At 70.7% G+C, this 25452-nt stretch carries 29 protein-coding genes; 15 read left to right on the top strand and 14 right to left on the bottom strand.

What is annotated here, in order from left to right:
- From QSK10_RS07425 to QSK10_RS07410, 4 genes are read left to right on the top strand one after another with little or no spacing between them, the layout of a single operon-like run.
- Nucleotides 1–1068, top strand: a complete 1068-nt coding sequence (locus tag QSK10_RS07425) for an ABC transporter ATP-binding protein (protein ID WP_285661862.1) — start codon at nucleotides 1–3, stop codon at nucleotides 1066–1068.
- Entirely contained in the window at nucleotides 1061–2212 is a 1152-nt protein-coding gene (locus tag QSK10_RS07420; protein WP_285661861.1) for an ABC transporter ATP-binding protein, read from the top strand. The genes QSK10_RS07425 and QSK10_RS07420 overlap by 8 nt, the downstream gene beginning before the upstream one ends.
- Entirely contained in the window at nucleotides 2209–2415 is a 207-nt protein-coding gene (locus QSK10_RS07415) for a hypothetical protein (RefSeq protein ID WP_285661860.1), read from the top strand. The genes QSK10_RS07420 and QSK10_RS07415 overlap by 4 nt, the downstream gene beginning before the upstream one ends.
- Nucleotides 2412–4223: an ABC transporter substrate-binding protein gene (locus tag QSK10_RS07410; protein ID WP_285661859.1), complete on the top strand. Its 1812-nt coding sequence runs from the start codon at nucleotides 2412–2414 to the stop codon at nucleotides 4221–4223. The genes QSK10_RS07415 and QSK10_RS07410 overlap by 4 nt, the downstream gene beginning before the upstream one ends.
- Before the next feature lie 792 nt (nucleotides 4224–5015).
- Here the strand turns inward: QSK10_RS07410 and QSK10_RS07405 are convergent.
- From QSK10_RS07405 to QSK10_RS07390, 4 genes are all read right to left on the bottom strand, one after another.
- The gene (locus QSK10_RS07405) at nucleotides 5016–5723 is read right to left on the bottom strand and encodes an alpha/beta fold hydrolase (RefSeq protein ID WP_285661858.1); all 708 of its coding nucleotides are present in this window, start codon (nucleotides 5721–5723) and stop codon (nucleotides 5016–5018) included.
- Nucleotides 5724–5825: 102 nt separating this feature from the next.
- Entirely contained in the window at nucleotides 5826–7274 is a 1449-nt protein-coding gene (locus QSK10_RS07400; RefSeq protein WP_285661857.1) for an arylsulfatase, read from the bottom strand.
- A 64-nt stretch (nucleotides 7275–7338) separates the two neighbouring features.
- Complete coding sequence (locus tag QSK10_RS07395) at nucleotides 7339–7533, bottom strand: ferredoxin (protein WP_285661856.1); 195 nt, start codon at nucleotides 7531–7533, stop codon at nucleotides 7339–7341.
- Entirely contained in the window at nucleotides 7530–8729 is a 1200-nt protein-coding gene (locus QSK10_RS07390) for a cytochrome P450 (RefSeq protein WP_285661855.1), read from the bottom strand. The genes QSK10_RS07395 and QSK10_RS07390 overlap by 4 nt, the downstream gene beginning before the upstream one ends.
- Before the next feature lie 102 nt (nucleotides 8730–8831).
- Between QSK10_RS07390 and QSK10_RS07385 the strand changes: the two genes are divergently transcribed.
- Together QSK10_RS07385 and QSK10_RS07380 are read left to right on the top strand one after the other, a co-directional pair.
- Nucleotides 8832–9449, top strand: coding sequence for a TetR/AcrR family transcriptional regulator (locus QSK10_RS07385; protein WP_285661854.1), 618 nt, complete (start codon nucleotides 8832–8834; stop codon nucleotides 9447–9449).
- Between the two features lie 28 nt (nucleotides 9450–9477).
- A complete protein-coding gene (locus QSK10_RS07380) occupies nucleotides 9478–10344 on the top strand; it encodes a Vgb family protein (RefSeq protein WP_285661853.1) in 867 nt (288 codons plus the stop codon).
- Here the strand turns inward: QSK10_RS07380 and QSK10_RS07375 are convergent.
- Entirely contained in the window at nucleotides 10334–10999 is a 666-nt protein-coding gene (locus tag QSK10_RS07375; RefSeq protein WP_285661852.1) for an endonuclease V, read from the bottom strand. The two genes, QSK10_RS07380 and QSK10_RS07375, sit on opposite strands and share 11 nt — an antisense overlap.
- Before the next feature lie 70 nt (nucleotides 11000–11069).
- On the opposite strand from QSK10_RS07375, the gene QSK10_RS07370 reads away from it, so the two are divergent.
- Nucleotides 11070–12032 (top strand): quinone oxidoreductase family protein, encoded by a 963-nt coding sequence (locus QSK10_RS07370; protein WP_285661851.1) that lies wholly within the window; start codon nucleotides 11070–11072, stop codon nucleotides 12030–12032.
- Between the two features lie 33 nt (nucleotides 12033–12065).
- On the top strand, nucleotides 12066–13859 hold the full coding sequence (locus QSK10_RS07365; RefSeq protein ID WP_285661850.1) for an alkyl/aryl-sulfatase: 1794 nt from the start codon (nucleotides 12066–12068) through the stop codon (nucleotides 13857–13859).
- A gap of 29 nt (nucleotides 13860–13888) precedes the next feature.
- Here the strand turns inward: QSK10_RS07365 and QSK10_RS07360 are convergent, their stop codons facing one another.
- The 3 genes from QSK10_RS07360 to QSK10_RS07350 all read right to left on the bottom strand — a co-directional run bounded on the left by QSK10_RS07360 (nucleotide 13889) and on the right by QSK10_RS07350 (nucleotide 15074).
- Complete coding sequence (locus QSK10_RS07360) at nucleotides 13889–14347, bottom strand: DUF6328 family protein (RefSeq protein WP_285661849.1); 459 nt, start codon at nucleotides 14345–14347, stop codon at nucleotides 13889–13891.
- A 1-nt stretch (nucleotide 14348) separates the two neighbouring features.
- A complete protein-coding gene (locus QSK10_RS07355) occupies nucleotides 14349–14741 on the bottom strand; it encodes a low affinity iron permease family protein (protein WP_285661848.1) in 393 nt (130 codons plus the stop codon).
- Nucleotides 14742–14870: 129 nt separating this feature from the next.
- Nucleotides 14871–15074, bottom strand: coding sequence for a DUF2795 domain-containing protein (locus QSK10_RS07350; RefSeq protein WP_285661847.1), 204 nt, complete (start codon nucleotides 15072–15074; stop codon nucleotides 14871–14873).
- 125 nt (nucleotides 15075–15199) lie between these two features.
- Between QSK10_RS07350 and QSK10_RS07345 the strand changes: the two genes are divergently transcribed.
- Nucleotides 15200–15436 (top strand): hypothetical protein, encoded by a 237-nt coding sequence (locus QSK10_RS07345; protein WP_285661846.1) that lies wholly within the window; start codon nucleotides 15200–15202, stop codon nucleotides 15434–15436.
- A gap of 40 nt (nucleotides 15437–15476) precedes the next feature.
- On the opposite strand, the gene QSK10_RS07340 is transcribed toward QSK10_RS07345, so the two are convergent.
- The 5 genes from QSK10_RS07340 to QSK10_RS07320 all read right to left on the bottom strand — a co-directional run bounded on the left by QSK10_RS07340 (nucleotide 15477) and on the right by QSK10_RS07320 (nucleotide 18407).
- Nucleotides 15477–16271, bottom strand: coding sequence for an LLM class flavin-dependent oxidoreductase (locus QSK10_RS07340; RefSeq protein ID WP_285661845.1), 795 nt, complete (start codon nucleotides 16269–16271; stop codon nucleotides 15477–15479).
- Nucleotides 16271–16735, bottom strand: a complete 465-nt coding sequence (locus QSK10_RS07335) for an SRPBCC family protein (protein ID WP_285661844.1) — start codon at nucleotides 16733–16735, stop codon at nucleotides 16271–16273. The genes QSK10_RS07340 and QSK10_RS07335 overlap by 1 nt, the downstream gene beginning before the upstream one ends.
- Nucleotides 16736–16748: 13 nt before the next feature.
- A complete protein-coding gene (locus QSK10_RS07330; RefSeq protein WP_285661843.1) occupies nucleotides 16749–17147 on the bottom strand; it encodes a CBS domain-containing protein in 399 nt (132 codons plus the stop codon).
- Between the two features lie 114 nt (nucleotides 17148–17261).
- Nucleotides 17262–18044 (bottom strand): SigB/SigF/SigG family RNA polymerase sigma factor, encoded by a 783-nt coding sequence (locus QSK10_RS07325; RefSeq protein ID WP_285661842.1) that lies wholly within the window; start codon nucleotides 18042–18044, stop codon nucleotides 17262–17264.
- Nucleotides 18045–18263: 219 nt separating this feature from the next.
- Complete coding sequence (locus tag QSK10_RS07320; protein WP_285661841.1) at nucleotides 18264–18407, bottom strand: GPGG-motif small membrane protein; 144 nt, start codon at nucleotides 18405–18407, stop codon at nucleotides 18264–18266.
- Between the two features lie 97 nt (nucleotides 18408–18504).
- Between QSK10_RS07320 and QSK10_RS07315 the strand changes: the two genes are divergently transcribed.
- The gene (locus QSK10_RS07315) at nucleotides 18505–20688 is read left to right on the top strand and encodes an ANTAR domain-containing protein (protein WP_285661840.1); all 2184 of its coding nucleotides are present in this window, start codon (nucleotides 18505–18507) and stop codon (nucleotides 20686–20688) included.
- Between the two features lie 37 nt (nucleotides 20689–20725).
- Entirely contained in the window at nucleotides 20726–22519 is a 1794-nt protein-coding gene (locus tag QSK10_RS07310; RefSeq protein WP_285661839.1) for a glycoside hydrolase family 15 protein, read from the top strand.
- On the opposite strand, the gene QSK10_RS07305 is transcribed toward QSK10_RS07310, so the two are convergent.
- Nucleotides 22516–22929, bottom strand: a complete 414-nt coding sequence (locus QSK10_RS07305; protein ID WP_285661838.1) for a hypothetical protein — start codon at nucleotides 22927–22929, stop codon at nucleotides 22516–22518. The genes QSK10_RS07310 and QSK10_RS07305 overlap by 4 nt on opposite strands.
- Nucleotides 22930–23395: 466 nt before the next feature.
- On the opposite strand from QSK10_RS07305, the gene QSK10_RS07300 reads away from it, so the two are divergent.
- The 4 genes from QSK10_RS07300 (at nucleotide 23396) to QSK10_RS07285 (ending at nucleotide 25449) form a co-directional block, all read left to right on the top strand.
- Nucleotides 23396–23584, top strand: a complete 189-nt coding sequence (locus tag QSK10_RS07300; RefSeq protein WP_285661837.1) for a hypothetical protein — start codon at nucleotides 23396–23398, stop codon at nucleotides 23582–23584.
- Between the two features lie 934 nt (nucleotides 23585–24518).
- Nucleotides 24519–24926 (top strand): phage holin family protein, encoded by a 408-nt coding sequence (locus tag QSK10_RS07295; RefSeq protein ID WP_285661836.1) that lies wholly within the window; start codon nucleotides 24519–24521, stop codon nucleotides 24924–24926.
- Nucleotides 24923–25201 carry a DUF3618 domain-containing protein gene (locus tag QSK10_RS07290; protein WP_285661835.1) on the top strand — a complete coding sequence of 93 codons (279 nt, stop codon included), beginning with the start codon at nucleotides 24923–24925 and terminating at the stop codon, nucleotides 25199–25201. The genes QSK10_RS07295 and QSK10_RS07290 overlap by 4 nt, the downstream gene beginning before the upstream one ends.
- Nucleotides 25198–25449 carry a DUF4235 domain-containing protein gene (locus QSK10_RS07285; protein WP_432705298.1) on the top strand — a complete coding sequence of 84 codons (252 nt, stop codon included), beginning with the start codon at nucleotides 25198–25200 and terminating at the stop codon, nucleotides 25447–25449. Before QSK10_RS07290 ends, QSK10_RS07285 begins: the two co-directional genes overlap by 4 nt.
- Nucleotides 25450–25452 lie beyond the last annotated feature (3 nt).

The following is a 25452-nucleotide window of genomic DNA, read 5'->3' as shown; positions in this document are numbered from 1 at the left end:
GTGACCTTGGCGATCCAAGACCCGCCGGACGAGCCGATCCTGTCGGTCCGCGACCTGGCCGTGGCCTACAAGACCGGCGCGGGCAAGACCGTCGAGGCCGTGCGAGGCGTCGACTTCGACCTCTACCCCGACCAGTCCCTCGCCCTGGTCGGCGAGAGCGGCTGCGGCAAGACCACGCTGGGACTCGGCCTGCTGCGGCTGCTGCCGCGCCTGGGCAGCGTGCCGCGCGGCACCGTCACCTACCGGGGCCGCGACGGCTCCACAGTGGACGTGCTGGCGCTGAAGAAGCGCGAGCTGCGCGACTGGCGCTGGCGGGAGGCCGCGATGGTCTTCCAGGGCGCGATGAACTCCTTCAACCCGGTCCTGCGCGTCATCGACCAGATGGCCGACACGATCAAGGCCCACCCCGACGGTGAGCGCAAGCCGTCCAAGAAGGAGATCTGGGAGCGCTCGGCGGAGCTGCTGCGCGCGGTCCGGCTGGAACCCAACCGGGTCCTGCCGTCGTACCCGCACGAGCTGTCGGGCGGCATGAAGCAGCGCGTGCTCATCGCGATGAGCCTGCTGCTGGACCCCAAGCTGCTGATCCTGGACGAGCCGACCACCGCGCTGGACATCCTCACCCAGCGCGCCATCGTGGACGTCCTGCACGAGCTGCGCGCCGAGCGCAAGTTCGCCATGGTGTTCATCTCCCACGACCTGGCGATCGCCGCCGAACTGGCCGACCGGGTCGCGACGATGTACGCCGGGAAGATCATCGAGACCGGCACCGCGCGCGACATCTTCTACGGCCCACGGCATCCCTACACCGTCGGCCTGATCAAGGCCGTGCCGCCGGTGGTCGGGGACCTGCCGGAGCTGGCCTCGATCCCGGGCGCGCCGCCGAGTCTGGCGAACCTCCCGGAGGGCTGCAAGTTCGCCCCGCGGTGTCCGTACGTCCAGGACGCCTGCCTGACGGGCGATCCGGAGCTCGACACCATCGAGGAGCGGCCCCGGGGCACCGCCCACACCGCCGCCTGCATCCGCTGGCAGGACGTGAAGTACGAGCGCAAGGTGGTGGAGCGTGTCTGAGCCGCTGATCACGCTGCGGAACGTCTCGCAGACCTTCGGCAGCAAGAAGGGCGACCTGAAGGCCGTCGACGACGTGTCCCTGTCGGTCGGCCCCGGCGAGGTGCTCTGCCTGGTCGGCGAGTCCGGCTGCGGCAAGACCACCACCGCCCGCATGGCCGCCGGACTGGCCAAGCCGACCGCCGGGACCGTGGAGTTCCAGGGGCGCGACATCTGGTCCATGTCGAAATCGGAGTTCGCCGAGTACCGCACGGCCGTCCAGTACGTGCACCAGGACCCGTACGCGTCGCTGAACCCGATCCGCGACATCCACAAGACTCTGGCGTCCCCGCTGCGCAAGCACGGTGTCGCCAGGAACCGCAAGGAAGGCTGGGACAAGGCCGCCGCTCTCCTGGAGCAGGTGGACCTGACCCCGGCGGAGGCCTACCTGCCGAAGTTCCCGCATCAGCTGTCCGGTGGACAGCGGCAGCGGGTCTCGGTGGCGCGGGCCCTCACCCTGGATCCGAAGCTCATCATCGCCGACGAGTCGACGTCCATGCTGGACGTGTCGATCCGCATCGGCATGCTGAACATGCTCGGCAGGCTGCGCGACGAACTGAACGTGGGCTTCCTGTTCATCACCCACGATCTGGCCATCGCGAAGTACTTCGGCTGGCAGGGCAGGATCGCCGTCATGTACCTGGGCCGGGTCGTCGAGTTCGGGCCCACACCGCAGGTCATCAACAACCCCCAGCACCCCTACACCAAGGCGCTGCTGGACGCGGTCCCCGAACCCGACCCCGACCTGACCCGCACCAAGAAGGCCGGTGGCGGCCTGCGAAGCTCGGAGATCCCGAGCCTGGCGATGCTGCCGACCGGCTGTTCGTTCCATCCCCGGTGCCCGCTCTTCGAAGCCGACACCTGCGATGCGCACAGGCCCGAACTCCAGGGCCTGGACGCCGGCCGCGAGGTCTCCTGCCACGTGGTCGGGCGCGCAGCCACCACCCCGGAACCCACCGCTGAGGCGGGAACCGTCCCGGAACCCACCGCCCAGGCGGGATCCGTCCCGGAACCCACCGCCCAGGCGGGATCCGTCCCGGGTCCCGCCGTCCAGGCGGGATCCACCCCGGTGATACCCCAGCCGAGGGACGGCGAGGAGACCGAGTGACCCCGGTCGTCTCGCGCGCGGTGCTGAATCTGGCGGCCTTCCTGGTCGCCGGGTCGCTGCTGATGCTCCTGCTGGTCAAGCCCGGTACGGCGGAGCAGATCATCACCGTGTTCTCCCTGGGCCTGGGGTTGACCCTCGGCGCCATCGCGATCTTTCTCGTTCGTCGTTCCCGACGGCAAACGCCTCACAAGGAGGACCAGTGACCACCCAGGATTTCGATCTCTCTAGGAGAAGGCTGTTCCAGCTGGCGGGCGTCGGCGCCGTCGGCGCGGTCGGCGTCTCCGCCCTCGCCGCCTGCTCCCCGGCCGAGCCGGAAGGTGGCTCCAGCAAGGAGTTCCACGGGGCGTGGCCCTACAAGAAGGCCCCCGAGGGGCACTTCAACAACGCCGGAAACCCGTTCGCGGGCGTCCCGACGCGCATCATCGCCGACGGTCCCTACGGCGACCTCCTGTGCCTCCCGTCGGCCTACTACTACTGGGCCGACAAGCGCTGGGAGTACCTGCTGGCCGAGTCGCACACCGCCGACCCGGCGACCAAGTCCTACACGGTCAAGATCAAGCAGGGCCTGAAGTGGAGCGACGGCAAGGACATCACGTCCGCCGACTACGTCACCACGTTCAACCTGCAGTGGCTGCTGCGTTCGCCGCTGTGGAACTTCGTGGAGAAGATCGACGCGCCCGACCCGCAAACCTTCACCATCGTCATGCACAAGCCGTCCACGGTCGCCGAGCGCTACCTCCTGCGCTCCAACATCGTGTCCACGACGGTCTTCGGCGAATGGGCGAAGAAGGCCGCCGACCTGCGCGCCGCCGGTAAGGACATGAACTCCGACGAGGGCGTCACCCTCGGCAAGGACTTCCAGGCCTTCCGCCCGGAGAAGTTCATCGTCTCGGGTCCCTTCGACCTGGACTACGGCACGATCTCCGACTCGCAGCTGACGCTGGTGAAGAACGCGTCCGGCTACGGCGCGGCCAACGTCAAGTTCGACAAGGTCGTCCTCTACAACGGTGAGACCCCCGCGGTCACGCCGCTGGTGCAGCAGAAGGCCGTCGACTACGCCACGCACGGCTTCCCCGTCGCGTCCGAGCAGGCCTTCAAGGACGCCGGCTTCCGGATCATCCGGCCGCCGAACTACTCCGGCCCGGCCCTGCTGTTCAACCTCGACAAGCACCCCGAGTTCAAGGACGTCAACGTCCGCCGGGCCTTCGCGCACGCCATCGACCGCGCCGTCACCGGCAAGGTCGCGCTGGGCGACTCCGGCAAGGGCGTGGAGTTCATGGCCGGGTTCGCCGACGCGTCCATCGACGGCTGGCTCACCCCCGAGGACAAGGGCAAGCTGAACAAGTACGCCTTCGACAAGGCCAAGGTCGAGGAACTCCTCGGCAAGGCCGGGTGGAAGAAGGAGGGCGACTCCTGGAAGACCAAGGAGGGCAAGCCCGCCGAGTACGAGATCCAGTTCCCCTCGGAGTTCGCCGACTGGTCGGCCGCCGGCACCAACGTCGCCGAGCAGCTCACCACCGTCGGCATCAAGGTCACGCCCCGCGGCGTCACCTACACCCAGGCGCCGATCGACATCGACAAGGGCGAGTTCTCGCTGGCCATCCAGTCGTGGGGCGCCTCGCAGCACCCGCACCCGCACTTCTCGTTCGTCGCCGACCTGTTCACCCACAACATCCCCGTCGCCAAGAACCAGGGCGGCAAGGGCATGGCCTTCGAGCTGAAGACGAAGTCGGAGCTGTACGGCGACGTCGACCTCACCGAGATCGTCAACAACGCCGGAGCCGGACTCGACGAGGCCGAGCAGAAGGCGAACGTCACCAAGGCCGCGCTCGTGTTCAACGAGCTGCTGCCGATGGTGCCGCTGTTCGAGCGGTTCGGTAACAACCCCGCGCTTGAGGGCGACCGGGTGAAGGCGTTCCCGGCGGACTCGGACCCGGTGGTGAAGAACGCGATGTACGCCGACAACTTCGTGATCCTGTCGCTGCTGACGGGGAAGTTGGAGCCCAAGTAGGTCTGTTTCGCGCTTCTCTCCTTCTTCAGCCCTGGCCGGGGTGGTGCCCGGCGACTCCTGGGGCCGCGCTGCCGCTTCCGGCGGTGGGTGGTCGGGCTTGAAGGGGGAGGTGGGGGCGTGGGATAGTCCAGTGTGGACTTCGGTCCGGACGGCCTGAATTGAGGTCAGGCAGCGTTGCCCCCGGCTTTGGTCGGGGGTTTCGTTGCTTGGGGGGGTCTGGGCCCCAGCCGCAGTCCCAGTCCCAGCCCGGCCAGTTTCGCTAGCACGCGTCGCCCGGCGTCCCATCAGCCTCAGCCCGAGCCCGTCTCCCCGCACTTCCTGCCCACCCCACGGATCGACCATCTTCTATTCGCCACATTGGCGCTATGTCACGGTCGCCGTCTGGTCAGGGCTTTCAGCCCTGGGACCCGACCAGGGGTGCGGCCCCTGGACGCCGGACCTCTCTCGGGAGGCTCCACCCGCGTTCGGCCTTTGCGACGGTGAACGATGAACCTCGGGGTGTCAAGACGGTAGTGCGTGTCTTGACACCCCGAGAACCCTCGTTCGAAGAACCATCCGGCCGACCGAGGGAGGATCCTCTCCTATCCCGAGACAGCTTCAGCGGATCTGGTCGCGGGGTCGTGTTGTCTTGCGTCTTGCGGGCCGTCTCGGTGCGGCTCTACTACAACGAGCTTTTGTCCCCACCCGGGTTTTGACCCCGTTGCCCGCCAGTCGGTTTGCCCGGGTCTAAAACGACGAGCTTTTGTCCGTGCCCGGGTTTTGACCCCGTAGCCAGCCAGTCACCTACCCGGCTCAGAGCCTGTTCAGTGCCTGTCCCGTGATCTTCGCTAGTACTTCACTGTCCGCCAGGCAGCTGATGTGCGTGCGCTTCGGGAGGATTACCAGTTCGCCCCGTTTGCATGCCTTCAGGAAGCCTTTCTCTTCCGCGCGGAAGGGGTCTCTGGCGCCGTTCACCAGGGTGACGGGTCCTGGGTAGGTCTCCAGGGCTGCTCTTGGGTCCAGCTGGGACAGTGCGTCCACTACTTGTGGCATCGAGGTGGAGTCGAGGCCTCCGGCGACTATGGCGGCGGCCATTTCCGGGGGGAGGGTCTTTTTGAAGGCCCAGGTGCTGAAGCGGTCCGCCTTTCTTGCGTTGGCGGAGGCCATTTTCGCGGCGAGGCGGTAGGCGCTGAGCAGTAGTCCTTTGGGGGTTGCGGTGCAGCCCATGGCGACGAGGCCGGGGACGCGGTCGGGGTGGGCTGCTGCGGTGGCTATGGAGACGTAGCCGCCCATGGAGTGGCCTACTACGAGTGCTTTGCCGCCGAGGTCGTCGATGGCGTCGACTACTGCTTGGACGGCGGCGTCCACATTGAACTTCTGGTCGCGGTGGGTGCCGTGGCCGGGGAGGTCGGGGGTGGCGACGGGTCTGTCGCGGCCGACTATGGCGGCGACGGGGCCCCAGACGCTGCCGCTGATGCGGATGCCGTGAACGAAGACTACGGGGAGGGTGGCCGCGTCCATGTTTGTCTCCTGACCTCTGACCTTCGTCACTCGTCACTCGGCGTCCGGGGCTGGTCTTGCGTCACTCGTCATCTGCTGCTGCCGCCGGTGTTCCGCGACTCGTCATTCGCTGCCGGTCACAGTTAGTTCGGTGCGGACCGGGCGTCCGGGAACCAATAGTCCGTCGTGGACGAAGGCTTCGGGGCGTCCTGCGAGGGAATTCACCAGTCTGGCGCGTTGTCTGGCCAGTTCGGGTTGGTGGTCGTGGTCGGCCGAGAGGTCCCGGGCTTCTTCGGGGTCGGCGTGGAGGTCGAAGAGTTGTTCGATTCCCTCGGCGGAGAGCCACACGTATTTGTAGCGGTGGTCGGTGATCCAGTGCATCGACTGTCCGAAGAGGACGTGCTCGCCGTGGAGGTGGTCGCGGACGGGTGGGGCGGCGTTGCCCGATGGGGTTGCGGCCAGGGGGAGGAGGGAGTGGCCGTCCATTGTGGGTACGTCTTGGATCCCGGCGGCGTCGAGGAGGGTGGGCATGATGTCGCGGAGTTCGACGACGGCTTCCGATACGACGTGGCCGGGGAGGCCGGGGCCGGCCAGGATGAGGGGGACGCGGGCGGAGCCCTCGTAGGGGTAGGCCTTGCGCCACATGCCGTGGTCGCCGAGCATTTCGCCGTGGTCGGAGGTGAAGCAGATCCAGGTGTTGTCCAGTTCGCCGAATTCGGCGAGGGTCTGCAAGAAGTAGTTGAGCTGGGTGTCGATGTGGGACATGTGGCCGAAGTAGCCGGCGCGGGCGCGGTGGGTGGTGAGTTCGTCGTAGCGGGCGATGTTGGCGTCGGCGCGGGTGTCGTCGCGCCAGGGTTCGAAGGCGGACGTCCAGTCGCCCATGGGGGGAGTGGTGCCGGGGGCGGCGAGGTACTGCTCGAAGGCCCAGGCGGGTGGGTCGTAGGGCGGGTGGGGGCGGTGGAAGGACAGGTTGAGGAAGAACGGCGTGGTGGTGTCGCGGCGGTATAGGAAGTCGATCGCCTCGCTCACCACCCAGTTGGTGGGGTGCAGCTCTTCCGCCCAGGGCCAGGGGCGGGCGACCACGGAGTTGCACTGGAGGCCGAGGGAGGCCTCGTCGGCGGCGGGGTTGCCGGTGCGGCGGGCCAGCCAGGCGCGGTAGTCGTCGTGGAGGCGGGGATCGCGGCGGCGGTCGCGGGCGAAGTGGAGGTAGCCGTCGTGGAGGACGACCTCGTCGAAGCCGATGCGGTTGCGCTCGGGGTGGACGTGCATCTTGCCGATCGCGCGGGTCTGGTAGCCGGCGCGGCCCAGGGTCGAGGCGAGGGTGCCGGGGTAGGTCCAGGGGACGCCGTCCCGGTAGCCGACGCGGCCGTGGTTGCGCTGGGAGAGGCCGGTGTGGAGGGCGGCGCGGGCGGGGATGCAGGAGGGGGTGGCGCTGTAGGCGCGGTCGAAGCGGGCGCCGCGGGCGGCCAGCTCGTCCAGGTAGGGGGTGCGGACCACCGGGTGACCCGCGCCGGAGAGGCAGTCGCCGCGCCACTGGTCGGCGGTGATGAGCAGCAGGTTGGGACGGGTCATGTCCCGACGGTAGCGGGGCGGGCCGCGGTTCGCCGAGGATGGCGACGGCGGCCCGCCCGTTCGCTCATTCCCGGACGGTGATCGCCCCCGAGGGGCAGACCCCGGCGGCCGAGCGCACGTCGTCGTGCCACTCCCGGGGCGGTTCGGGGAGCAGGACCAGCACGTAGCCGGTCTCCGCGTCCTGGTCGAAGACGTCCGGCGCGGTCAGCGCGCACATCCCGGAACCGCAGCAGCGCTCCCGGTCGGCCTCGACGTTCACCACGCCACCTTGAGCGAGTGGACGCCGTAGATGATCGCGTTGGTCTTGGTCGGCACGTCCTCGGGTGCCACCGCCAGCCGCAGGTTCGGGAAGCGCTCGACGAGCGTGGTCAGCCCGATGCGCATCTCGACCCGGGCGAGCTGCTGGCCCAGGCACTGGTGGACGCCGTGCCCGAAGGACAGGTGCCCGGTGCCGTGCGGCCGCGCCAGGTCCAGCTCGTCGGGATTCTCGAAGCGCTCGGGATCGCGGTTGCCGGCCGACACCGACAGGATCACGCACTCCCCGGCCTTGACGAGGGTGCCGTGCAGGTCGAGGTCCTCCAGGGCGGTGCGGGTCATGCCGACGTGGATGATCGACAGGTACCGCAGCAGCTCCTCCACCGCAGCCTCGGCGATCTCGGGCTCGGCCCGGAAGCGCGCCAGCTCGCCGGGATGCCGGAGGAGCGCGAAGGTGCCCAGCCCGAGCATGTTCGCCGTGGTCTCGTGCCCGGCCACCAGCAGCAGGAACGCGATGTTGGTCATCTCCTCGGCGGTCAGCTCGCCGGTGGCGGCCAGCCCGCCGAGGATGTCGTCGGTGGGTTCGGCGATCTTGGACATCACCAGGTCGTGCAGGAACTGGCCCATGGACTCGAAGGCGCCCATGATGTCCTCGCGGCTGGAGTCGAGGCTCATGATCGTCCTGGAGTTCTGCTGGAAGCGCGCCCGGTCCTCGTAGGGGACGCCGAGCAGCTCGCAGATCACCAGCGACGGCACCGGCAGCGCGAAGCGCGCCACCAGGTCGGCGCCCGGCCCGTCGGCCTCCAGCTCGTCGAGGGCCCGGTCGACGAAGCCCTGGATGCGCGGTTCGAGGGCCTTCATGCGCTTGACGGTGAACTGCCCGGTGAGCAGCCTGCGCAGCCGCCCGTGCTCGGGGGCGTCCATGCGGATGAACATCCCCGGGCGCGCGGGTTCCATGGGCTCATTGGCCAGCGCGTGGTCGAGCGGGAAGTGGCGCAGCTCCTGGCGGGAGCTGAAGCGCGGGTCCCGCAGGACGTCCCGGGCCTCCTGGTACCCGGTCACCAGCCAGCCCACGTGGCCGTCGGGGAACGCCAGGCGGCTGATCGGCTCGTTCTCGCGGAGTTCGGCCAGCCTGACCGGCGGGTCGAACGGGTTCGGGCGCTCCAGGGGCAGCCTGGGGGCCGATGGTGCCTGTGTCATCTCATGCTCCTTTGAGCCGAAACGGTGGCTACTCGTCCACTTAAGCGCACCCGGCAGAAATTTACAACCAGTGTAAAAATTCTTTGAGTGTAAGGTGTGGCCATGACGGACGACCTGGGCCTGCGCGACCGCAAGAAGGCGCTGACCCGGCGCGCCCTCGCCCGCGCCGCGCTGCGCCTGTTCACTGAAAAAGGCTTCGCCGACACCACCGTGGCCGAGATCGCCGCCGCCGCGCAGGTCTCCACCAAGACCTTCTTCAACTACTTCGCGTCCAAAGAGGACGTCGCCTTCGCCGACTTCCACCAGCGCATGGAGCTCACCCTCGCCGTCATCGCCGAACGCGGCGACGACGAGACCGTCCCCCAGCTGCTGCAACGGATCTGCGACCGCGCGCTCAGCCTGGTCGCCTCCCACGAATCGGTCATCGACCTCGCCGACGGCCGGGCGCGCTTCGGCCTCATCGCCCGCGAACCGGCGCTGCGCGCGCGGGCCCTGGAGCTCATGCACTCCGGCCAGCGCCGCCTGGCCGCCGCGCTCGCCGAGGCCTACCCGCACGTCCTCACCGAGGTCACCGCCGCCGCCGTCATCGGTGGCTACATCGGCGCGATCCAGGCGGCGATGATGATCTGCCTGGAACGCGGCGACGGGATCGAGGACGCCGTGCGCGAGGCGATGAACGCGGGCATGACGATCATGCGGGGCCTGCACAGCCTGGCATGATCGACCCGAAGACGGCGAAAGGAACCGAATGCCCCTCCGCGAACATCTCGTCTCCGGACCCGAGGCGGGCCCCTACGCGCTGACCGCCGCCGCCGACGGCACCATCTGGTTCACCCTCGTCCACCAGGGCGCCATCGGGCACTTCGACCCCGCCACCGGCCGGACGCGCACCTACTCCACCGGGGACGAGTCGATGCCCGGCATCATCGTCACCGGCGCCGACGGCGGCGTGTGGGCCTCGCTGTCGCGCAAGGCGAAGCTCGCCCGCCTCGACCCGTCCACCGGCGAGGTCACCGCCTTCGACGCGCCCGCCGGAGTGTTCGGGCTCGCCGCCGCCCCCGACGGGAAACTGTGGGTGACGGGCATGGCGGCCAACACCGTGGCCTCCCTCGACCCCGCCACCGGCGTCCTGGACGTCGTCGAGCTGCCCGTCGAGGGCGCGATGCCGTCCATGATCGCCGTCGCCGCCGACGGCACCCCCTGGTTCACCGCCAACCAGGCCAACGCGGTCGGCCGCGTCCGCGACGGAAAGGCCGAGCTCTTCGAGCTGCCCACCGCGTCCGCCGGGCCGGTCGGCGTCACCATCGGGCCCGACGGCGCGGCCTGGTTCGTCGCGCTGCTCGCCGGAATCGCCGGACGGGTGGACGCCGACGGCACCGTCACCGAGATCCCGCTGCCCGACCGGGGGAGCAAGCCGCACGCCATCGTCTCCGACGGCACCTGCCTGTGGATCAGCCTGTGGGGAGCCGACGCGCTCGCCCACCTCACCGTGGACGGCGAGGTCACCACCCACCCGCTCACGGCGGGCTCCGAGCCGCACGGACTGGCCGTCGCTCCCGACGGCGCGATCTGGACCGCGCTGGAGAACGGGCACCTGGCCCGCCTCACCCCTTGAGCAGCCTGCGGCTCAGCGCGTCGGCGCGGCGGGTGGTCTCGGGCAGGCGCGTGCCGCGCGTCAGCTCCAGCACCGCCGCGCACGCGCCGTCCAGGTCCGCGCGGTGCCCGACGGAGACGTAGACCGGCTTGACGGACGTGCGCGTGCGCAGGACGCGTCCCACCTCCGCGCCCTCGTGCAGGATCGGGGCGGTGTCGCCGCGCTCCTCGCCCGGGGCGTCAGTGGGCCAGGGCGCGTTCTTGGCCACGCCGATGGCCGGCACGTCCAGCAGGACGCCGAGGTGGCAGGCCAGCCCGAACGCGCGCGGGTGGGCCAGCCCGTGCCCGTCACAGACGAACAGGTCCGGCGCGGTCTCCAGGTCGGCCAGCGCCTCCAGGAGCGTGGGCAGCTCGCGGAAGGCCAGCAGGCCCGGGATGTAGGGGAACCGCGCGGTGCCGGAGCGGGTGACCTCCTCGACGGTGTCCCATGTGGACACGTCGACGGTCACCGCGGCGGCCACCAGGCGCTCGCTCGCCGGGTCGTAGGACACGTCGACGCCGGTCACCAGCCGCGGCGGGGCCAGCGGCTCGTCGCGGCGGAAGGCGCGCAGGCGCTCCTGCTCGGCGATCGCGGCGTCCTCGCCGTCGGGCCGGTAATCCTTGACACTGAACTGCACCGCGCGAGAATAGCCGCGCTCGGTCCCGGGTTGGGGAAAGGTGGAAGCCGTACCCGACGAAGGAGCGCGCATGAAGGCCATCGTGGTCAGTGAGACCGGCGGACCCGACCGCCTGGAGTACACCGACGTCCCCGATCCCGTGCCGGGTCCGGGAGAGGTGCTGGTGGACGTCAAGGCCGTCGGCGTCAACTACGTCGACACCTATCACCGCGAGGGCCGCTATCCGATGCCGATGCCCTTCACACCCGGGCAGGAGGGCGCCGGAGTCGTGGCGGCCCTCGGCGAGGGCGTCACCGGCTTCACCGCCGGGCAGAGCGTGGCCTGGACGCAGACCCTCGGCAGCTATGCCGAGAAGGTGGCCGTGCCCGCCGACCGGCTCCTGCCCGTCCCGGACGGCCTGGACCCCGCGCTGGTGGCGGCCTCGCTGCTCCAGGGCCTCACCGCGCACTACCTGTCCCACTCGACCTACCCGGTCCAGCCGGGCGACGTGGCCGTCGTGCACGCCGCCGCCGGGGGCGTCGGGCAGATCCTCACGCAGCTGGTGAAGCTGCGCGGCGGGCGCGTGATCGCCACGGTGTCCACCGAGGAGAAGGCGAAGCTGGCCCGTGAGGCCGGGGCCGACGAGGTCGTGGGCTACGAGGGCTTCGCGGAGAAGGTCCGCGCGTTCTCCGGCGGCGCCGGGGCGCACGTCGTCTACGACGGCGTCGGCCGGACCACCTTCGACGAGGGCCTGACCGCGCTGCGGCCGCGCGGGATGATGGCGCTCTACGGCGGCGCGAGCGGCGCCGTCCCGCCCTTCGACCCGATCCGGCTGTCGAAGTCGGGCTCGCTGTTCCTGACCCGGCCCACCATGGAGCACTACGTCGCTGACCGCGAGGAGATGCTCGGGCGCGTCGGCGACCTGCTCGGCTGGCTGGCCGACGGGACCGTCACCGTGCGCGTGTCGGCGACCTACCCGCTGGCCGAGGCCGCCCGCGCGCACACCGATCTGGAGGGCCGCCGGACCACCGGCAAAATCCTCCTTATTCCCTAAAAATCGGACGAATCCTCATCAATACTGGTCGGCATGACGTCACTCGACTACGCCGACCGGACCGACTCCGACGACGCCGACCGGGGCTTCATCGCCGCCCTCACCCCGGGGGTGGTGAAGGCCCCGGACGGGCGCGTCATCTGGGACTCCGACGCCTACGCCTTCCTCGAAGCCGACTGTCCCCCCACGGCCCACCCGAGCCTGTGGCGGCAGGCGCGGCTGTGCGCCAAGCAGGGGCTCTACCAGGTCACCGAGCGCGTCTACCAGGTCCGCGGCCTGGACCTCTCCAACATCACCTTCGTCGAGGGCGACACCGGCGTCATCGTCATCGACCCGCTCATCTCCTGCGAGACCGCCGCCGCCGCGCTCGGCCTCTACCGCGCCCACCGGGGCGACCGTCCGGTCACCGGCGTCATCTACACCCACTCCCACGTCGACCACTTCGGCGGCGTCATGGGCGTCACCGACGGGAACGTGCCGATCCTGGCCCCCGTGGGCTTCATGGAGCACGCGGTCGCCGAGAACGTCTACGCGGGCGTGGCGATGGCCCGCCGCGCCAACCTCATGTACGGCGTGACCCTCGGCCCCGGACCCGAAGGGCAGCTCGGCATGGGGCTGGGCCTGGCCACGTCCACCGGCCGCGTCTCGCTGATCCCGCCGACCGTCGACATCACCCACACCGGGCAGACTGAGACCGTCGACGGCGTGCGCATCAGCTTCCAGCTCACCCCCGGTACCGAGGCCCCGGCCGAGATGAACTTCCTGTTCCCGGACCTGCGGGCGCTCTGCATGGCCGAGAACGCCACCCACACCCTCCACAATGTCCTGACCCTGCGCGGGGCCGTGGTGCGCGACTCGCGCATGTGGTCGCGCTACCTCGGCGAGGCCATCGAGCTGTTCGCCGGCGGCTACGACGTCCTGTTCGCCTCGCACCACTGGCCGACCTGGGACGAGGAGCGCTGCGAGACGTTCCTGCGCGAGCAGCGCGACATGTACGGCTACCTCCACGACCAGACCCTGCGGCTGCTGAACCAGGGGTACACCGGCGTCGAGATCGCCGAGATGTTCCAGCTGCCCGAGGGGCTGGACACCGCGTGGAACACCCGCGGCTACTACGGGTCCGTCTCGCACAACGTGAAGGCGGTCTACCAGCGGTACATGGGCTGGTTCGACGGCGTCCCGGCGCACCTGTGGGCGCACCCGACGGTGGAGTCGGCCAAGCGGTACGTCGACTGCCTCGGCGGCGTCCCCGGCGTCCTCGGGCACGCCCGGCGGTACGCCGACGAGGGGGACCTGCGCTTCGCCGCGCAGCTGCTGCAGCAGGCGGTCTTCGCCGAGCCCGGCAGCGCCGAGGCGAAGGAGGCGCTGGCCGGGGTCTACACGAAACTGGGCCGCGGCGCCGAGAACGGGACCTGGCGCAACTTCTACCTGACCGGGGCCAAGGAGCTGCGCGACGGCGTCGACATGGTCCCCTTCGACCTCGGCGGCGACATGGCCACCGCCCTGAGCGTCGAGCAGATCTTCGACAGCGTCGCGATCAGGGTGGACGGCGTCAAGGCCGCGCGTGAGACGGCGGTGATCGACTGGACCTTCACCGACCTCGGCGAGAAGGTCCGCACCGAGCTGTCCAACGGGGTCCTCGTGCAGACACCCGACCCGAAGAGGGGCGAGGCGGGGCTGCGGGTGACGACCACGAAACTCGGGCTGCTGGGACTGCTGGCGGGGAAGCGGGAGGGAGTGGAGTTCGACGGGGACGCCTCGCTCATCGAGCGGCTGGTCGGCGTCATCGAGCTCCCGGATCCGAACTTCGCGATCGTCACGCCGTAATAAGTACCCGTGCGGATCCCGGCGGCGGTTCAGCGGTCGCGGTGGCGCAGCCACAGGGGCAGGCCGAACCAGAAGGCCAGCGCCACGGCCACCACCACCGCCGCCAGGGCCGCCGCCCAGACACGGTCCACGACCATGTCGACGACCAGGAACAGCGCCCCGCTCATCGCGGCGAGGACGAAGAACAGACCGGCCAGCGCCAGGTTCGAGGTCAGCCGCACGATCTGCGGCTTGGCGCCCTGCCGGAACAGCACCCGGTGCATCCCGACCGGGGTGATCATCAAGACCGTGGCGATGCCGGTCGCCAGCAGCGTCCCGACGTAGACGTCCCGCTGATAGGCCACGAGAGTGCCGAAGGCCTGGGTGAACGGGACGGTGAGCAGGAACGCGAACAGGATCTGGTTGCCGGTCTGCGCGACCCGCAGTTCCTGCAGGAGCTCGTGGTAATTGCGTTTCCATCGGTCGGCCTCGCTTTCGCCGGTGTCCATGTCAGGCGCTCTCCCGGTCCTCCAGGCCGACGGCGGCCCGGACCTCGTCCACGTCGTGGGCGAGTTTCTCGTCCCCACGCGCCTTGGCCATGCCGGCCAGGATCTCGGCGATCGCGTTCAGCTTGTCCTGCGTCGCCTCGTCCTGCCGGGTCTGGGTGTTCTGCAGCAGCGCCACCATCAGGAACGTGATGATCGTGGTGCCGGTGTTGATGATGAGCTGCCAGGTGTCCACATCGCCGATGAGCGCGATCGAAGGCGCCCACAACAGCACGATCAGCAGGCACACGGCGAAGAACCACGGCTTGGCGAAGAACCTCGCCGCGACCGCCGCGAAGCGGTCGAAGACGCTCACCTCGGACGTCACGTCGGAGGGCATGTGCGGAACCTTCGGCATGACGCCTCCACATGAGAGAGCGGCGGGACGGCCGGGGGGAGGACCGCCCCGCCGCGGGAACAGGGGAACCCGGAGGGCACCGCCCGAGCGCGCTACGGGTTCCACCTGTGGTCTACGGCGGGCGCCCGCTCACAGGCGGGTCGCGCCGTGCCCCAGCGCCGTCCACACCTCGTTCACGTCGGCGTAGAGGGCGTCGGGAAGCCGTGTCAGCTCGGTGCGCATCGGCAGCGGCACGCCGCTGGCGGCGGCCATCTCCCGGACGCGCCTGGCGTCGGCGGGGAAGTCGGCGTCGTCGAGGTAGTCGGCGAGCGGCGGTCGTGGCGTGTCGGTCATGCTTTCCACCTCCAGACGGGGGGATACCCGGATGGGGCGGGGGCAAACCCGCCGGGCCCGTGCGTCTCGGCTTCCATACGCCCCGAAATCCGTTCACCCGGCCCGGTTCGGGGTATACCGGGATCATGAAGGGTGTTCCAGGTTCCGAAGGCGCGCATCCCCGACCCGCTCCTCGCCGCCTGCGCTTCCACCTGGCCGTCTACGGACTGGTCCTGTGCGGCGCGCTGGGGGTCCTGGCCCTGGCCAACGGCCTGGCGTGGTTCGCCTGGCCGCTGCTGGGGCTGGCGATCCTGGCGCTGGCCGACGTGGCGTGGCTGTCGTGGCAGCGGCACATGGGGCGGTGGAAGGACGAGGAGGCGTGACGAACGCCCCGCCGGACCGGCGGGGCGTCGGTACTTCCGCTCACCTCGTGCCGGGAATGACCTCGGTCCGGTACAGCTCGAAGAACTCCCGCTGGTAGGGCCCGATGTTCGCCACGAAGACCTCGTCGAAGCCGGCGTCGGCGAACCGCCGGAACGCCGCCAGGTGGCGGGCCGGGTCGGGGCCGCACACGAGGACGGGGGTGGCGTCGTGGGAGGCGTGGGCCAGTGCGGTGGCCTCGGCTTCGGTGGGTGCCCAGCAGACGCGGTAGAAGCCCTGGGTGATCTTGTCCTGGCCGCCGAACTCGCGGAACAGGCGCAGGGTCTCGGCCTCGGGTTCGGCCGAGATGAAGCCGTCGGCGATGCGCCCGGCCAGCGCGATGGACGTCATCCCGGTGCCGGACAGGTACAGCGGCGAGGGCAGGTCGGGCAGGGTCTCCAGGCGCTCGTTCTCCACCGTGTAGTACTCGCCGTGGTGGTCGACGGGTTTGCCCGTCCACAGTTTCCGGACGAGGTCGACGGCCTCCTCCAGTTCCTCCGGTGGCCTGCCCGGCGCGGGGTCCAGGCCGAGGGCGAAGCGGTTGCCGAGCAGGACGGCCGAGGTGGCCGCGGCCCGGGCGAGGGCCACGGGGTGGAGGCGCTCGTCGGGGCACGTCACGGTGGTGGTGACCGGCAGGCGGCACACGCGTGAGATCGCGCCGGTCATGGGCCACGCGGACGGGCCGCGGCCGGTGAGGCGCAGGCCGGTGAAACCGGCGTCCTCGGCGCGGCGGGCCTGGTCGAGGAGCTCACCGGGGGCGAAGTCCTCGCCGGTGAGGCCGTATCCCAGGTAGGCCATCACATCGCCGATCCGTGCCAGGGCTCGTCCCAGGCCTTCGGCGGGGGAGCGGTGTCGTCCTCCATGTACTGCTTGAACTGCTGGAGGTCGCGGCGGACGCGGAGGTTTATCACGCCGAGGCGGTCGGCGGCGGCCTCGGCGAAGCCCTCCGGCACCAGTTCCACCCGGGCCGTCACGCGGGTGGTGTGCTCGTCGAGGGGTTCGAAGTCCATGGCCCCGGCGTGTTTGGGGCCGTCGATGGAGCACCAGGTCAGGCGCCGTCCGGGGATGCGCTCCAGGACACGGGCGTCGAACTCGCGGGTCACGCCGGCCACCGACACCGTCCAGTGCGTGACGTCCTCCCCGCGGCGTTCGACGTTCAGGACGCCGTCGGCGAACCGGGGCAGGGCCTCGTACTCGTTCCAGCGCTCATAGGCGGCACCCGCGGGGGCGGCGATGGTGACGCTCTCGGTGATGGTGCTCATGGGGGAGGGCTCCTCAAGTGGTGGGCGGCGCTTCGCTGATCTCGGCGAGGGCGGAGTTCGGGTCGCGTTCGGCGGCGAGGTCCCCGAGGGAGACGATCCCGACGGGCCGTCCGTCGGGATCGCAGACCGGGACGCGGCGGACGCGTTTCTCGCGCATCAGCCGCACCGCCTCGTCGACGGGGTCGTCGGGGGACAGGCGCGCCGGGTGCGGGGTGGCGAGGTCGCCGATCCGCGTCAGCCGCGGGTCGGCGCTGGAGGCCAGGCCCCGCACGACGAGGTCGCGGTCGGTGACGATGCCGCGCAGTTCACCGTGGCCGAGGACCAGGACGTCGCCGATGCCGTGGTCGCGCATCGTCTGCGCGGCGGTGACGGCGGTGGTGTCGGCGGGCAGGCAGACGGGATCGTGTGTCATGACGTCTCGTACGCGTAGCCGGTTCATGCTCGCCGTGTACCCGGGCGCGGTGATCTCATGCGCGGTGAGGGGCGCGGCCCGAAGGCCGCGCCCCCACTCCACCGGGAAAGGTCGTCACGCTCTGGCGGCCCGGGCCTCCCGGAGCCAGCCGCGCATGCGTTCCAGCGTCCGCGAGATCAGCCGCGAGACGTGCATCTGGGACAGGCCGACGCGGGCGGCGATCTGTGACTGCGTCTGGCCCTGGTAGAAGCGCATGATCAGGATGTCCCGCTCGCGTTTGGGCAGCCGGGCGAGCAGCGGCCGGACGGCCACGCGCGCCTCGGCGGCCTCCATGCCGGGGTCCTCACCGCCCAGCAGGTCGAGCAGCTCGCGCCCGCCGTCGCGTTCGGCGGGGCCGTGGATGGACATGGCCGCGTAGGCCTGCGCGCATTCCAGGCCCTGCCGGACGAGGTCCGGCTCGATGCCCAGGTGCTCGGCGAGGTCGTCGATGGTGGGCGTGCGCCCGAGCTTCTGCGAGAGCGGGTCCATGGCGGCGTTGACGCTCATCATCGCCTCCTGGAGCCGGCGCGGCACGCGCACCGACCAGCCCTTGTCGCGGAAGTGGCGCTTGAGCTCGCCGAGGATGGTGGGGATGGCGTAGCCGGCGAAGCCGCCGCCGCGTCCGGAGCGGAAGCCGTCGGCGGACTTGACCAGGCCGAGCCTGGCCACCTGGATGAGGTCGTCGATGGGTTCGCCGCGCCGCGCGAAGCGCTTGGCGAGACGGTCGGCGAGGGGGAGGGTGTCGCGGACGACCTGGTTGCGGACGCGGACCCGTTCGGGGTGCCCGGCGGGGAGGTCGTTGACGCTGCTGAGAGAACGGTCTACGGAATCGTCGACGAGAAGATGCGGCGTGGACACGAGTCCACCTCCAAGGGTTCCGTCGCCGCGGGCTGTGCCTCGCGCGGCGGCAGATGCAGATGCGACGCCCGTTGCTAGAGCGTCTGGGCGGCCCGAGTGGGCCGCGGGCGGAGCGGTCCGGGGAGGGCCGGGTTTAGACCCTCGGACGAACGGATGAGGATCCGCTCCTACTTACAGACGATAGCGGGTTCGCTTCCCCTTGGGAAGGGCGGACCGTCGTTACGTGAAGATGGACACGCCGCCGGGTCCGACGAGGAGGCCGACGATGATCAGCACGACGCCCCACAGGACCTGCCGCCTGAACAGGGCGACGATGCCGGAGACGACGAGGATGACCGCGAGGATCCAGAGAAGAAATTCCATGCCCATGGACTACCCCGTATCCGCCGTGTGAAACTTCGCACCGACTCCACCACCGGCCCAACTGGACAGCGAGGTGTCCATACTGTTGGCTGATCCCGTGACGGACGAATCCCTGGAGGCGCTCTCCCAGACGGTCGCCAGACTCCGCAAGGAGCGCGACGGGCTGCGGCGCGCCATGCGCAGCCGCTCGGTGATCGAGCAGGCCAAGGGCATCCTCTCCGAGCGGCTGGGCATCGCTCCGGAAGAGGCGTTCAAGCAGCTGCACGAGCTGTCCACGCACTCCAACGTCAAACTCGCCGAACTGGCCGCCGCGCTCGTCGCCGGGCGCAGCGGCGTCCCCGACGCGATCACCGAGACCGCCGGGGCCGAGGTCCTGGACCTCCTGCCGCCGCCCTCGGAGCCCGAGGCCGCCCACTTCGAGGACCTCGCCGAGCACCTCGCCGAGCCGATCGCGCGCGGGCGGCTGCTGACCGGGCGCATCGAGGCCGCCCGGACCCTCGACGAGATCGCCGAGGCCGTCGCCGCCTCCACCCTCGGCTGGCCCGAGCCCGCCACCGTCGTGGTGATGATGCTGGAACCCGACGGAGCGCTGCGCCTGGGCGGGTCCAGCGGGCTGCCCGCCGACGCGCGCAGCAAGTGGGCGCGCGTACCGCCCATCGACGGCCTGCCCATGATCGAGGCCATCAAGGCCCGCCGCCCGGTCCTCATCACCGACGCCGACGCCCTGCACGTCCGCTTCCCGACCACCGTCGCGCCGCTGTCCTCGCAGGGCCTGGCGGCGATCCCGCTGGTCCACGACGGCGCGGTCATCGGCGTGGTGGAGCTGTTCTGGGAGCGCCCCTGCCGCCTGGACGACGAGACGAAGGCGCACCTGCTGTCGCTGGCGATCCCCGTCGCGGCGCGCGCGGCCGTCCTCGACACCGGCGGCACCGACCAGGAGGGCGGCGCCGACGCCCCCATCGGCCTGGTGCTGGACGCGCTCACCGAACCGGCGCTGCTGCTCGCGCCCGTCCACGACGACACCGGCGTCATCGTCGACTTCACCGTCGAGGCCGCCAGCGCGCCCGCGCGCGCCCTCAGCGACGAGGAGGACCTCTCCGACGGCACCCTCATGACCGTCCTGCCGCGCCTGGGCTCCCAGCACCTGCTGCCGCTGCTGTCCACCGTCGCCGAGACCGGCGAGCCCGGCGAGCTGACCGGCCTCTACGTCGACCCCGTCGCCGAGGGCACCCGCGCCGCCTACCGCTTCGACGTACGCGCGGTGCGGCTGTGGGACCGGGTGCTGGCCACCGTCGCCGTCCACGACGAGGCGACCGTGCTGTGCGCGGAGTTCGTGCGCGCCGAGGGACGGCGCGGCTCCTTCTACTGGGACCTCGCCACCGGCTACTCGGTGTGGTCGCCGGGCATGTTCCGGCTCGCCGGGCGCCGCGCCGACGACGGGCCGATGGACCCCACCGCGATGGCCGAGCTCGTCGACCCCGCCGACCTGGCCGGGCTGCTGACCCGCCTCGGGCAGGAGGAGATCGTCGCCGAGGTGCGCGGCGCTGGCCCGCTGGCCGGGGCGCGGCTGGAACTCAACGCCGTCCTCGGCTACGAGAAGGGCGACCTGGCCTCGGTGTCGGGCACCATCCGCGACGTCACCCGCCGCCAGAACCTCACCGCGCAGCTCAAGCAGGCGCGGGTCGCGGTGGCCGCAGAGCGGCGCCGCCTGTCGGAGTTGCTCTCGGCGTCCCCGGACCGCCTCACCGTCCCCGGGCTGGTCGCCGAGGGCGTCTCCGCCGACCGGGCCCTGGCCTGCTGGTACGACATGGCCGAACTGCACGACGGGAGCCTGCTGCTCGTCGTCGGCGAGGCCGACCCCGTCGGCTCGGCCCAGCGGCTGCGGCACGCCGCCGTCGCCTACGGCATGGCCGGACTGGCCCCCTCCGCGGTACTGACCGCCCTCAACGCCCTGGCCCGCCGCCTCGAACCCGACGCCACCACCTCGGTCACCGTCGCCATCGCCCAGCCCGAACGCCTCACGTGGGCGGCGGCGGGGCAGGGCGCGCCGATCCGCCGCGCGGTCACGCCCACCGTCCACCCCGGCGCCCTGGGCCTGCCCGTGGGCACCGTCGACGGCCTGGAGTACACCGACAACGAGCTGATCCTCAACCCCGGCGAACGCTTCCACCTGTGCACCGCCGGCGCGCTCGGCGAGGTCCTGGAGGCGCTGACCGCCGACGGCGACGTGCCCGAGAAGGACCTGTGCCTGATCACCGCCACCGTCCTCACCAGACGATGAGCGGACGCGTCGCGGCGCGCGGGTGCATGATGGACGGATGCCACTGCCGATCGAACGGTACGCGCTGCTCGGTGACCTGACGACGGCCGCGCTGGTCGGGACCGACGGTTCCATCGACTGGCTGTGCCTGCCGCGCTTCGACTCCGGCGCGGTCTTCGCCGCGATCCTCGGCGGCCACGACCACGGCCGCTGGCGCCTGGGCCCCACCGACCCCGGCGCCAAGGTCACCCGCCGCTACGTCGGGTCCTCCCTGGTCCTGGAGACGGAGTTCACCACCCCCACCGGGCGCGTCCGCCTCACCGACTTCATGCCGCCCCGTGATCGCCGCGCCGACGTCCACCGCCGCGTGGAGGGCGTCGAGGGCGAGGTCGAGATGAGCCAGGAGTACGTCCTGCGCTTCGACTACGGGCGCGTGCGCCCCTGGGTGCGGCGGGTCCGCGACAACGAGGGACGCGAGGCCATCGCCGCCATCGCCGGGCCCGACGCGCTGTGCCTGCGCGGCGACGTCCTCCCCGACGCCGTCGACCACCGCCACGAGGGCTCCTTCACCGTCCGCAGGGGCGAGACCTACGACTTCTCCCTCACCTGGTACCCCTCCCACGAGAAGCTCCCGCGCTGCCACGACACCGGCGAGCGCCTCACCGCGACCCTCAACTACTGGCACGCGTGGTCGGAGCGCTGCTCCTACACCGGGCCCTACCGCGAGACCGTCCTGCGCTCGCTGCTGACCCTGAAGGCCCTCACCTTCGCCGAGACCGGCGGCATGGTCGCCGCGCCCACCACCTCGCTGCCCGAGCTGATCGGCGGACCCCGCAACTGGGACTACCGCTACTGCTGGCTGCGCGACGCCGCCCTGTCGCTGAGCGCGCTGGTGGAGACCGGGTTCACCGACGAGGCCCGCGCCTGGCGCGCGTGGCTGCTGCGGACCGTCGCCGGCGACCCCGAGGACCTCCAGATCATGTACGGCGTCGGCGGTGAGCGGCGGCTGTCGGAGTGGACCGCCGACTGGCTGCCCGGCTACGAGAACTCCGCGCCGGTGCGCATCGGCAACGCCGCCCACGGGCAGGTCCAGTTCGACGTGTACGGGGAGGTCATGGACGCCCTGGCCGCCGCCCGCGCCGCCGGGCTCGCCGAGGACGACTTCTCCTGGCCGCTCCAGGCGACCCTCGTGGACAGCCTCGCCGCCCGCTGGCGGCAACCCGACTCCGGCATCTGGGAGGTGCGCGGCGAACCGCGCGCCTTCACCCACTCGCGGGTGATGAGCTGGGTCGCGCTCGACCGCGCCGTCCGCGCCGTCGAGGAGTACGGGCTGCCCGGGCCGGTCGACGCCTGGCGCGCCGCCCGCGAGGAGATCCGCGCCGAGGTCCTCGCCGAGGGCTTCGACCCGGCGATGAACAGCTTCACCCAGTACTACGGCTCCGGCACCGTCGACGCCGCGCTGCTGGAGATAGGGACCTGCGGGTTCCTCCCCCACGGCGACCCCCGCACCGCCGGGACCGTCGACGCCGTCATCCGCGACCTCAAGCGCGGGCCGCTGGTGTGGCGCTACGCCACGTCCCACGCCACCGAGAAGGTCGACGGGCTCCCGCCCGGCGAGGGCGCGTTCCTGGCCTGCTCGTTCTGGCTGGTCAAGGCCCTCGCCGAGAGCGGGCGGGAGAAGGAGGCCCGGCTGCTGTTCGAGGAGCTGCTGGAGCTGTGCAACGACGTCGGGCTCCTCGCCGAGGAGTACGAGCCCGGGCTGGCGCGGCAGGTCGGGAACTTCCCGCAGGCCTTCAGCCACCTCACGCTCGTGCACGCCGCGCTCGCGCTGGAGCGGGCGCCGGGCGGCTAGGCCGCCAGCTTCTCGGCGCGGGCGAACAGGTCGTCCAGCTCGACCTCGTTCGTCCCCGCCAGCAGATGGTGCACCAGCAGCGACTCCAGCTGCCCGACGGTGGTCGGGTCGATGCGGGTGGCGTCGGCGTCCCCGAACACCGAGCCGATCAGCGCGGCGACCGCGTACGGGTCGATCATGAGCCCGCCGGGGTCCCACCGGTCGCGGACCTCGCGCACCAGCAGCGCGACCTGCACCGGCCCGGCGCCCTCGGGGAACCGGCGGGCCACCGCGAGATAGAACAGCGCGGCCAGGAACTCGCCGTAGCCGTCCCAGGCGTGGCGGCGGTCGATGTCGTCGATGAGGCGGCGTCGCTCGCCGAAGCGGCCGTGGACGAGGAGACGCGCCACCGTCAGGAGTTCTTCGGTCATGGTCCTCCGCCATAGTTCGAGGGGGCCGCGATACGTCGCGGGAACGTGGAGGGGGTCGGCTCATTGTTCGCCCGGACGGGTGACGAAAACCGGGGCCGTCGTTGATCGGACAGTCCCAAATGGACGCCCACCGGCGGGAGAGTCGGAAATCCGTCACCTCGCTCCACGCGTACACGGCCTCTTCGTGAAGCGCGAAGAATGCTCCCGATGACGTAACGCGGTCGTATTCTCACCGGTGGGCCTCGCGCCGGATCCACCGGGCGATCTCGGCCGCGACAGCCTCACGCACCGTCGCAATCTGCCACTTGTGTAGACAAGTTCGCAGGTCAGAGGGCATGCCGGAAGAGTGAATCGGCTTCGCGAGTGTCAACTTGACGACCGCCAATCCTCACCCGTCGTGCTGCACTTTCATCAACGACCGGAAGCCCGGCCGGACACACATTCATCCCAAGGAGCACACCGTCCAATGAAGACCGAGACGACCGTCCACCCCGCGACGGTCGACGAGCGGAACATCGATCACGACGCCAGGCACATCCACGCGGCCAACCCGGATGGTCTGTGCAAGGACGACGGTCTGCCTTACCCTTGCCCGATCGTTCGGGCGGTGGCGGCGGGGGCCGTTCCGCCACGTGCACCGTCTGAGCGGGGCTAGGGCTAGGGGCTAGAGGGGCGGCGGAGACAGCACTTTTCGCTTCTGCTTTCGCTTTCGCTTTAGCTTTCGCGACAACTGAGTGCGGGCGCGCCGGTGGGGGCGCCTGCGGCAGGGTGGGGAGACGAGGGCCGGTGGGGTCTTCGGCTCCCCTCCTGGGGTTGGGGGGTGTTTTGGTCCCAGCCTCAGCCCCAGCCCCAGCCGTCGCGAGCCTCGCTATCACACCCCCTGTTGCGCCACCTCTCCCGTCGCCCTCACCCCGAGCCCGGGCCGTCTGGCTTCTCGCCTTCCCCCCACGGATCGCACGTCCTCTAATGCCTGCGTTGGTGGTACTCGACGGTCGCCGTCTGGTCAGGGGTTTCACCCCTAGGACCTGACCAGGGGTGCGGCCCCTGGACGCCGGACCTCTCTCGGGAGGCGTCTCCTCCTCTGGCCGGCTGGTACGACGCTGAACGCAGAACCTGGGGGTGTCAAGACGGAAGGGCGTGTCTTGACACCCCCAGAACCTGCGTTCTGAAACCACGTCTGGCCGACCGACGGAGGATCCACCTCTCCTATCCCGAGCGAGCTTCAGCGGATCTGGTCGCGGGGCGGTGTTTGTCGGCGGGTTGCGGGCCGTCTCGTTGAGGCTCTACTACAACGAGCTTTTGTCCGTGCCCGGGTTTTGACCCCGTAGCGAGCCAGTCGCCATGCCCGGGTCTAAAACAACGAGCTTCGGTTGTTGCCCGGGTTTTGACCCCGTTGCCGGCCAGTCACCTTGCCCGGCTCAGTTCCCCGCCCCACTCACCCGCCTCCAACCCGCCCCCGACCCGTCCCGCTCCCTCACGAACTCCCCTCGAACCCCCCGGCGTTTCCCGCCCCACTGACCCTCCGATAGCGCGATAGTGGACGCAGAGGCCGTTTCCGCCCGCGACGGCCGGGGTAACCGGGAGGGACCATGACCACCACGACCGATCGCCCCGCGAACCCGTCGACCGCGCAGCTCGTCGCGCGGGCGGCGGATCAGGTCTCGCGGCTGGTGCGTGAGGAGATCGCGCTCGCGAAAGCCGAGATGGCGGCCAAGGGTAAGGCCGTCGGCACTGGTGTCGGCTTGTTCGCGGGTGCGGGGTTCATCGCGCTCTACGGGCTCGGTGCGCTCATCGCCACCGGCATCATCGCGCTGGCGCTGGTCGTGCCGTTGTGGCTGGCGGCGCTGATCGTGACCGTGCTGCTGTTCGCGGTGGCCGGGTTGCTCGTCCTGCTCGGGCGGGCGAGCCTGAAGCGTTCGGCGCCGTTGAAGCCGACCGAGGCGATCGCGGGCATCCAGGCCGACCTCGACGTACTTAAGGAGCACTCTCGCCGATGAGCACCGACGCAGAGGCCGTGCCGGCCGACGGCGAGGAGAAATCGCCACCGCCACCACCGCCGCCGCGCAGTATCGAGGAGATCCGGGCCGGGATCGAGGCCGAGCGTGCCGCCCTGGGTGAGACGATGGCCGCGCTCAGCGCGAAACTCGACGTCAAGACGCGGGTGCGGCAGCGGATCCAGGACACGCCGGTGACCGTCTACCTGCTCGGCCTGGGCGCCGCCGTCGCCGTGGGGGCGGCGGTCTGGCTGATCGGACGGAGGACCCGCTCGTGAAGCGGAAACCGAGCCTGCTCATGCGGCCTTTGGGGCTGATGGCCGGTGTCGCCGGGGGACTGGCCGCCGGATGGGCGTTCAAGCAGATGTGGCGGATGGCCACCGGTGAGGACGACGCGCCGGACGCCACCGACCCCGAGCGCGGCTGGGGCGAGATCCTCACCGCCGCCGCCCTCCAGGGCGCGATCTTCGCGCTGGTGAAGGCCACCGTCGACCGTGCCACGGCGGTGGGCGTCCGGAGGCGCTGAACC

The organism is Actinorhabdospora filicis (assembly GCF_030269765.1).
Lineage (GTDB): Bacteria > Actinomycetota > Actinomycetes > Mycobacteriales > Micromonosporaceae > Actinorhabdospora > Actinorhabdospora filicis.
Note: the sequence above shows the minus strand (reverse complement) of the source record. Positions and strands in the feature narration are given on the sequence as shown.

What these genes read in the sequence shown, in the direction of transcription:
- QSK10_RS07405 (WP_285661858.1), bottom strand. Translation starts at nt 5,723, where the DNA reads ATGGACGCGGCCACCCTCCCCGTAGTCTTCGTTCACGGCATCCGCATC.
- QSK10_RS07400 (WP_285661857.1), bottom strand. Translation starts at nt 7,274, where the DNA reads ATGACCCGTCCCAACCTGCTGCTCATCACCGCCGACCAGTGGCGCGGC.
- QSK10_RS07390 (WP_285661855.1), bottom strand. Translation starts at nt 8,729, where the DNA reads ATGACACAGGCACCATCGGCCCCCAGGCTGCCCCTGGAGCGCCCGAAC.
- QSK10_RS07385 (WP_285661854.1), top strand. Translation starts at nt 8,832, where the DNA reads ATGACGGACGACCTGGGCCTGCGCGACCGCAAGAAGGCGCTGACCCGG.
- QSK10_RS07380 (WP_285661853.1), top strand. Translation starts at nt 9,478, where the DNA reads ATGCCCCTCCGCGAACATCTCGTCTCCGGACCCGAGGCGGGCCCCTAC.
- QSK10_RS07370 (WP_285661851.1), top strand. Translation starts at nt 11,070, where the DNA reads ATGAAGGCCATCGTGGTCAGTGAGACCGGCGGACCCGACCGCCTGGAG.
- QSK10_RS07365 (WP_285661850.1), top strand. Translation starts at nt 12,066, where the DNA reads ATGACGTCACTCGACTACGCCGACCGGACCGACTCCGACGACGCCGAC.
- QSK10_RS07360 (WP_285661849.1), bottom strand. Translation starts at nt 14,347, where the DNA reads ATGGACACCGGCGAAAGCGAGGCCGACCGATGGAAACGCAATTACCAC.
- QSK10_RS07355 (WP_285661848.1), bottom strand. Translation starts at nt 14,741, where the DNA reads ATGCCGAAGGTTCCGCACATGCCCTCCGACGTGACGTCCGAGGTGAGC.
- QSK10_RS07350 (WP_285661847.1), bottom strand. Translation starts at nt 15,074, where the DNA reads ATGACCGACACGCCACGACCGCCGCTCGCCGACTACCTCGACGACGCC.
- QSK10_RS07345 (WP_285661846.1), top strand. Translation starts at nt 15,200, where the DNA reads ATGAAGGGTGTTCCAGGTTCCGAAGGCGCGCATCCCCGACCCGCTCCT.
- QSK10_RS07340 (WP_285661845.1), bottom strand. Translation starts at nt 16,271, where the DNA reads ATGGCCTACCTGGGATACGGCCTCACCGGCGAGGACTTCGCCCCCGGT.
- QSK10_RS07335 (WP_285661844.1), bottom strand. Translation starts at nt 16,735, where the DNA reads ATGAGCACCATCACCGAGAGCGTCACCATCGCCGCCCCCGCGGGTGCC.
- QSK10_RS07330 (WP_285661843.1), bottom strand. Translation starts at nt 17,147, where the DNA reads ATGACACACGATCCCGTCTGCCTGCCCGCCGACACCACCGCCGTCACC.
- QSK10_RS07320 (WP_285661841.1), bottom strand. Translation starts at nt 18,407, where the DNA reads ATGGAATTTCTTCTCTGGATCCTCGCGGTCATCCTCGTCGTCTCCGGC.
- QSK10_RS07310 (WP_285661839.1), top strand. Translation starts at nt 20,726, where the DNA reads ATGCCACTGCCGATCGAACGGTACGCGCTGCTCGGTGACCTGACGACG.
- QSK10_RS07305 (WP_285661838.1), bottom strand. Translation starts at nt 22,929, where the DNA reads ATGACCGAAGAACTCCTGACGGTGGCGCGTCTCCTCGTCCACGGCCGC.
- QSK10_RS07300 (WP_285661837.1), top strand. Translation starts at nt 23,396, where the DNA reads ATGAAGACCGAGACGACCGTCCACCCCGCGACGGTCGACGAGCGGAAC.
- QSK10_RS07295 (WP_285661836.1), top strand. Translation starts at nt 24,519, where the DNA reads ATGACCACCACGACCGATCGCCCCGCGAACCCGTCGACCGCGCAGCTC.
- QSK10_RS07290 (WP_285661835.1), top strand. Translation starts at nt 24,923, where the DNA reads ATGAGCACCGACGCAGAGGCCGTGCCGGCCGACGGCGAGGAGAAATCG.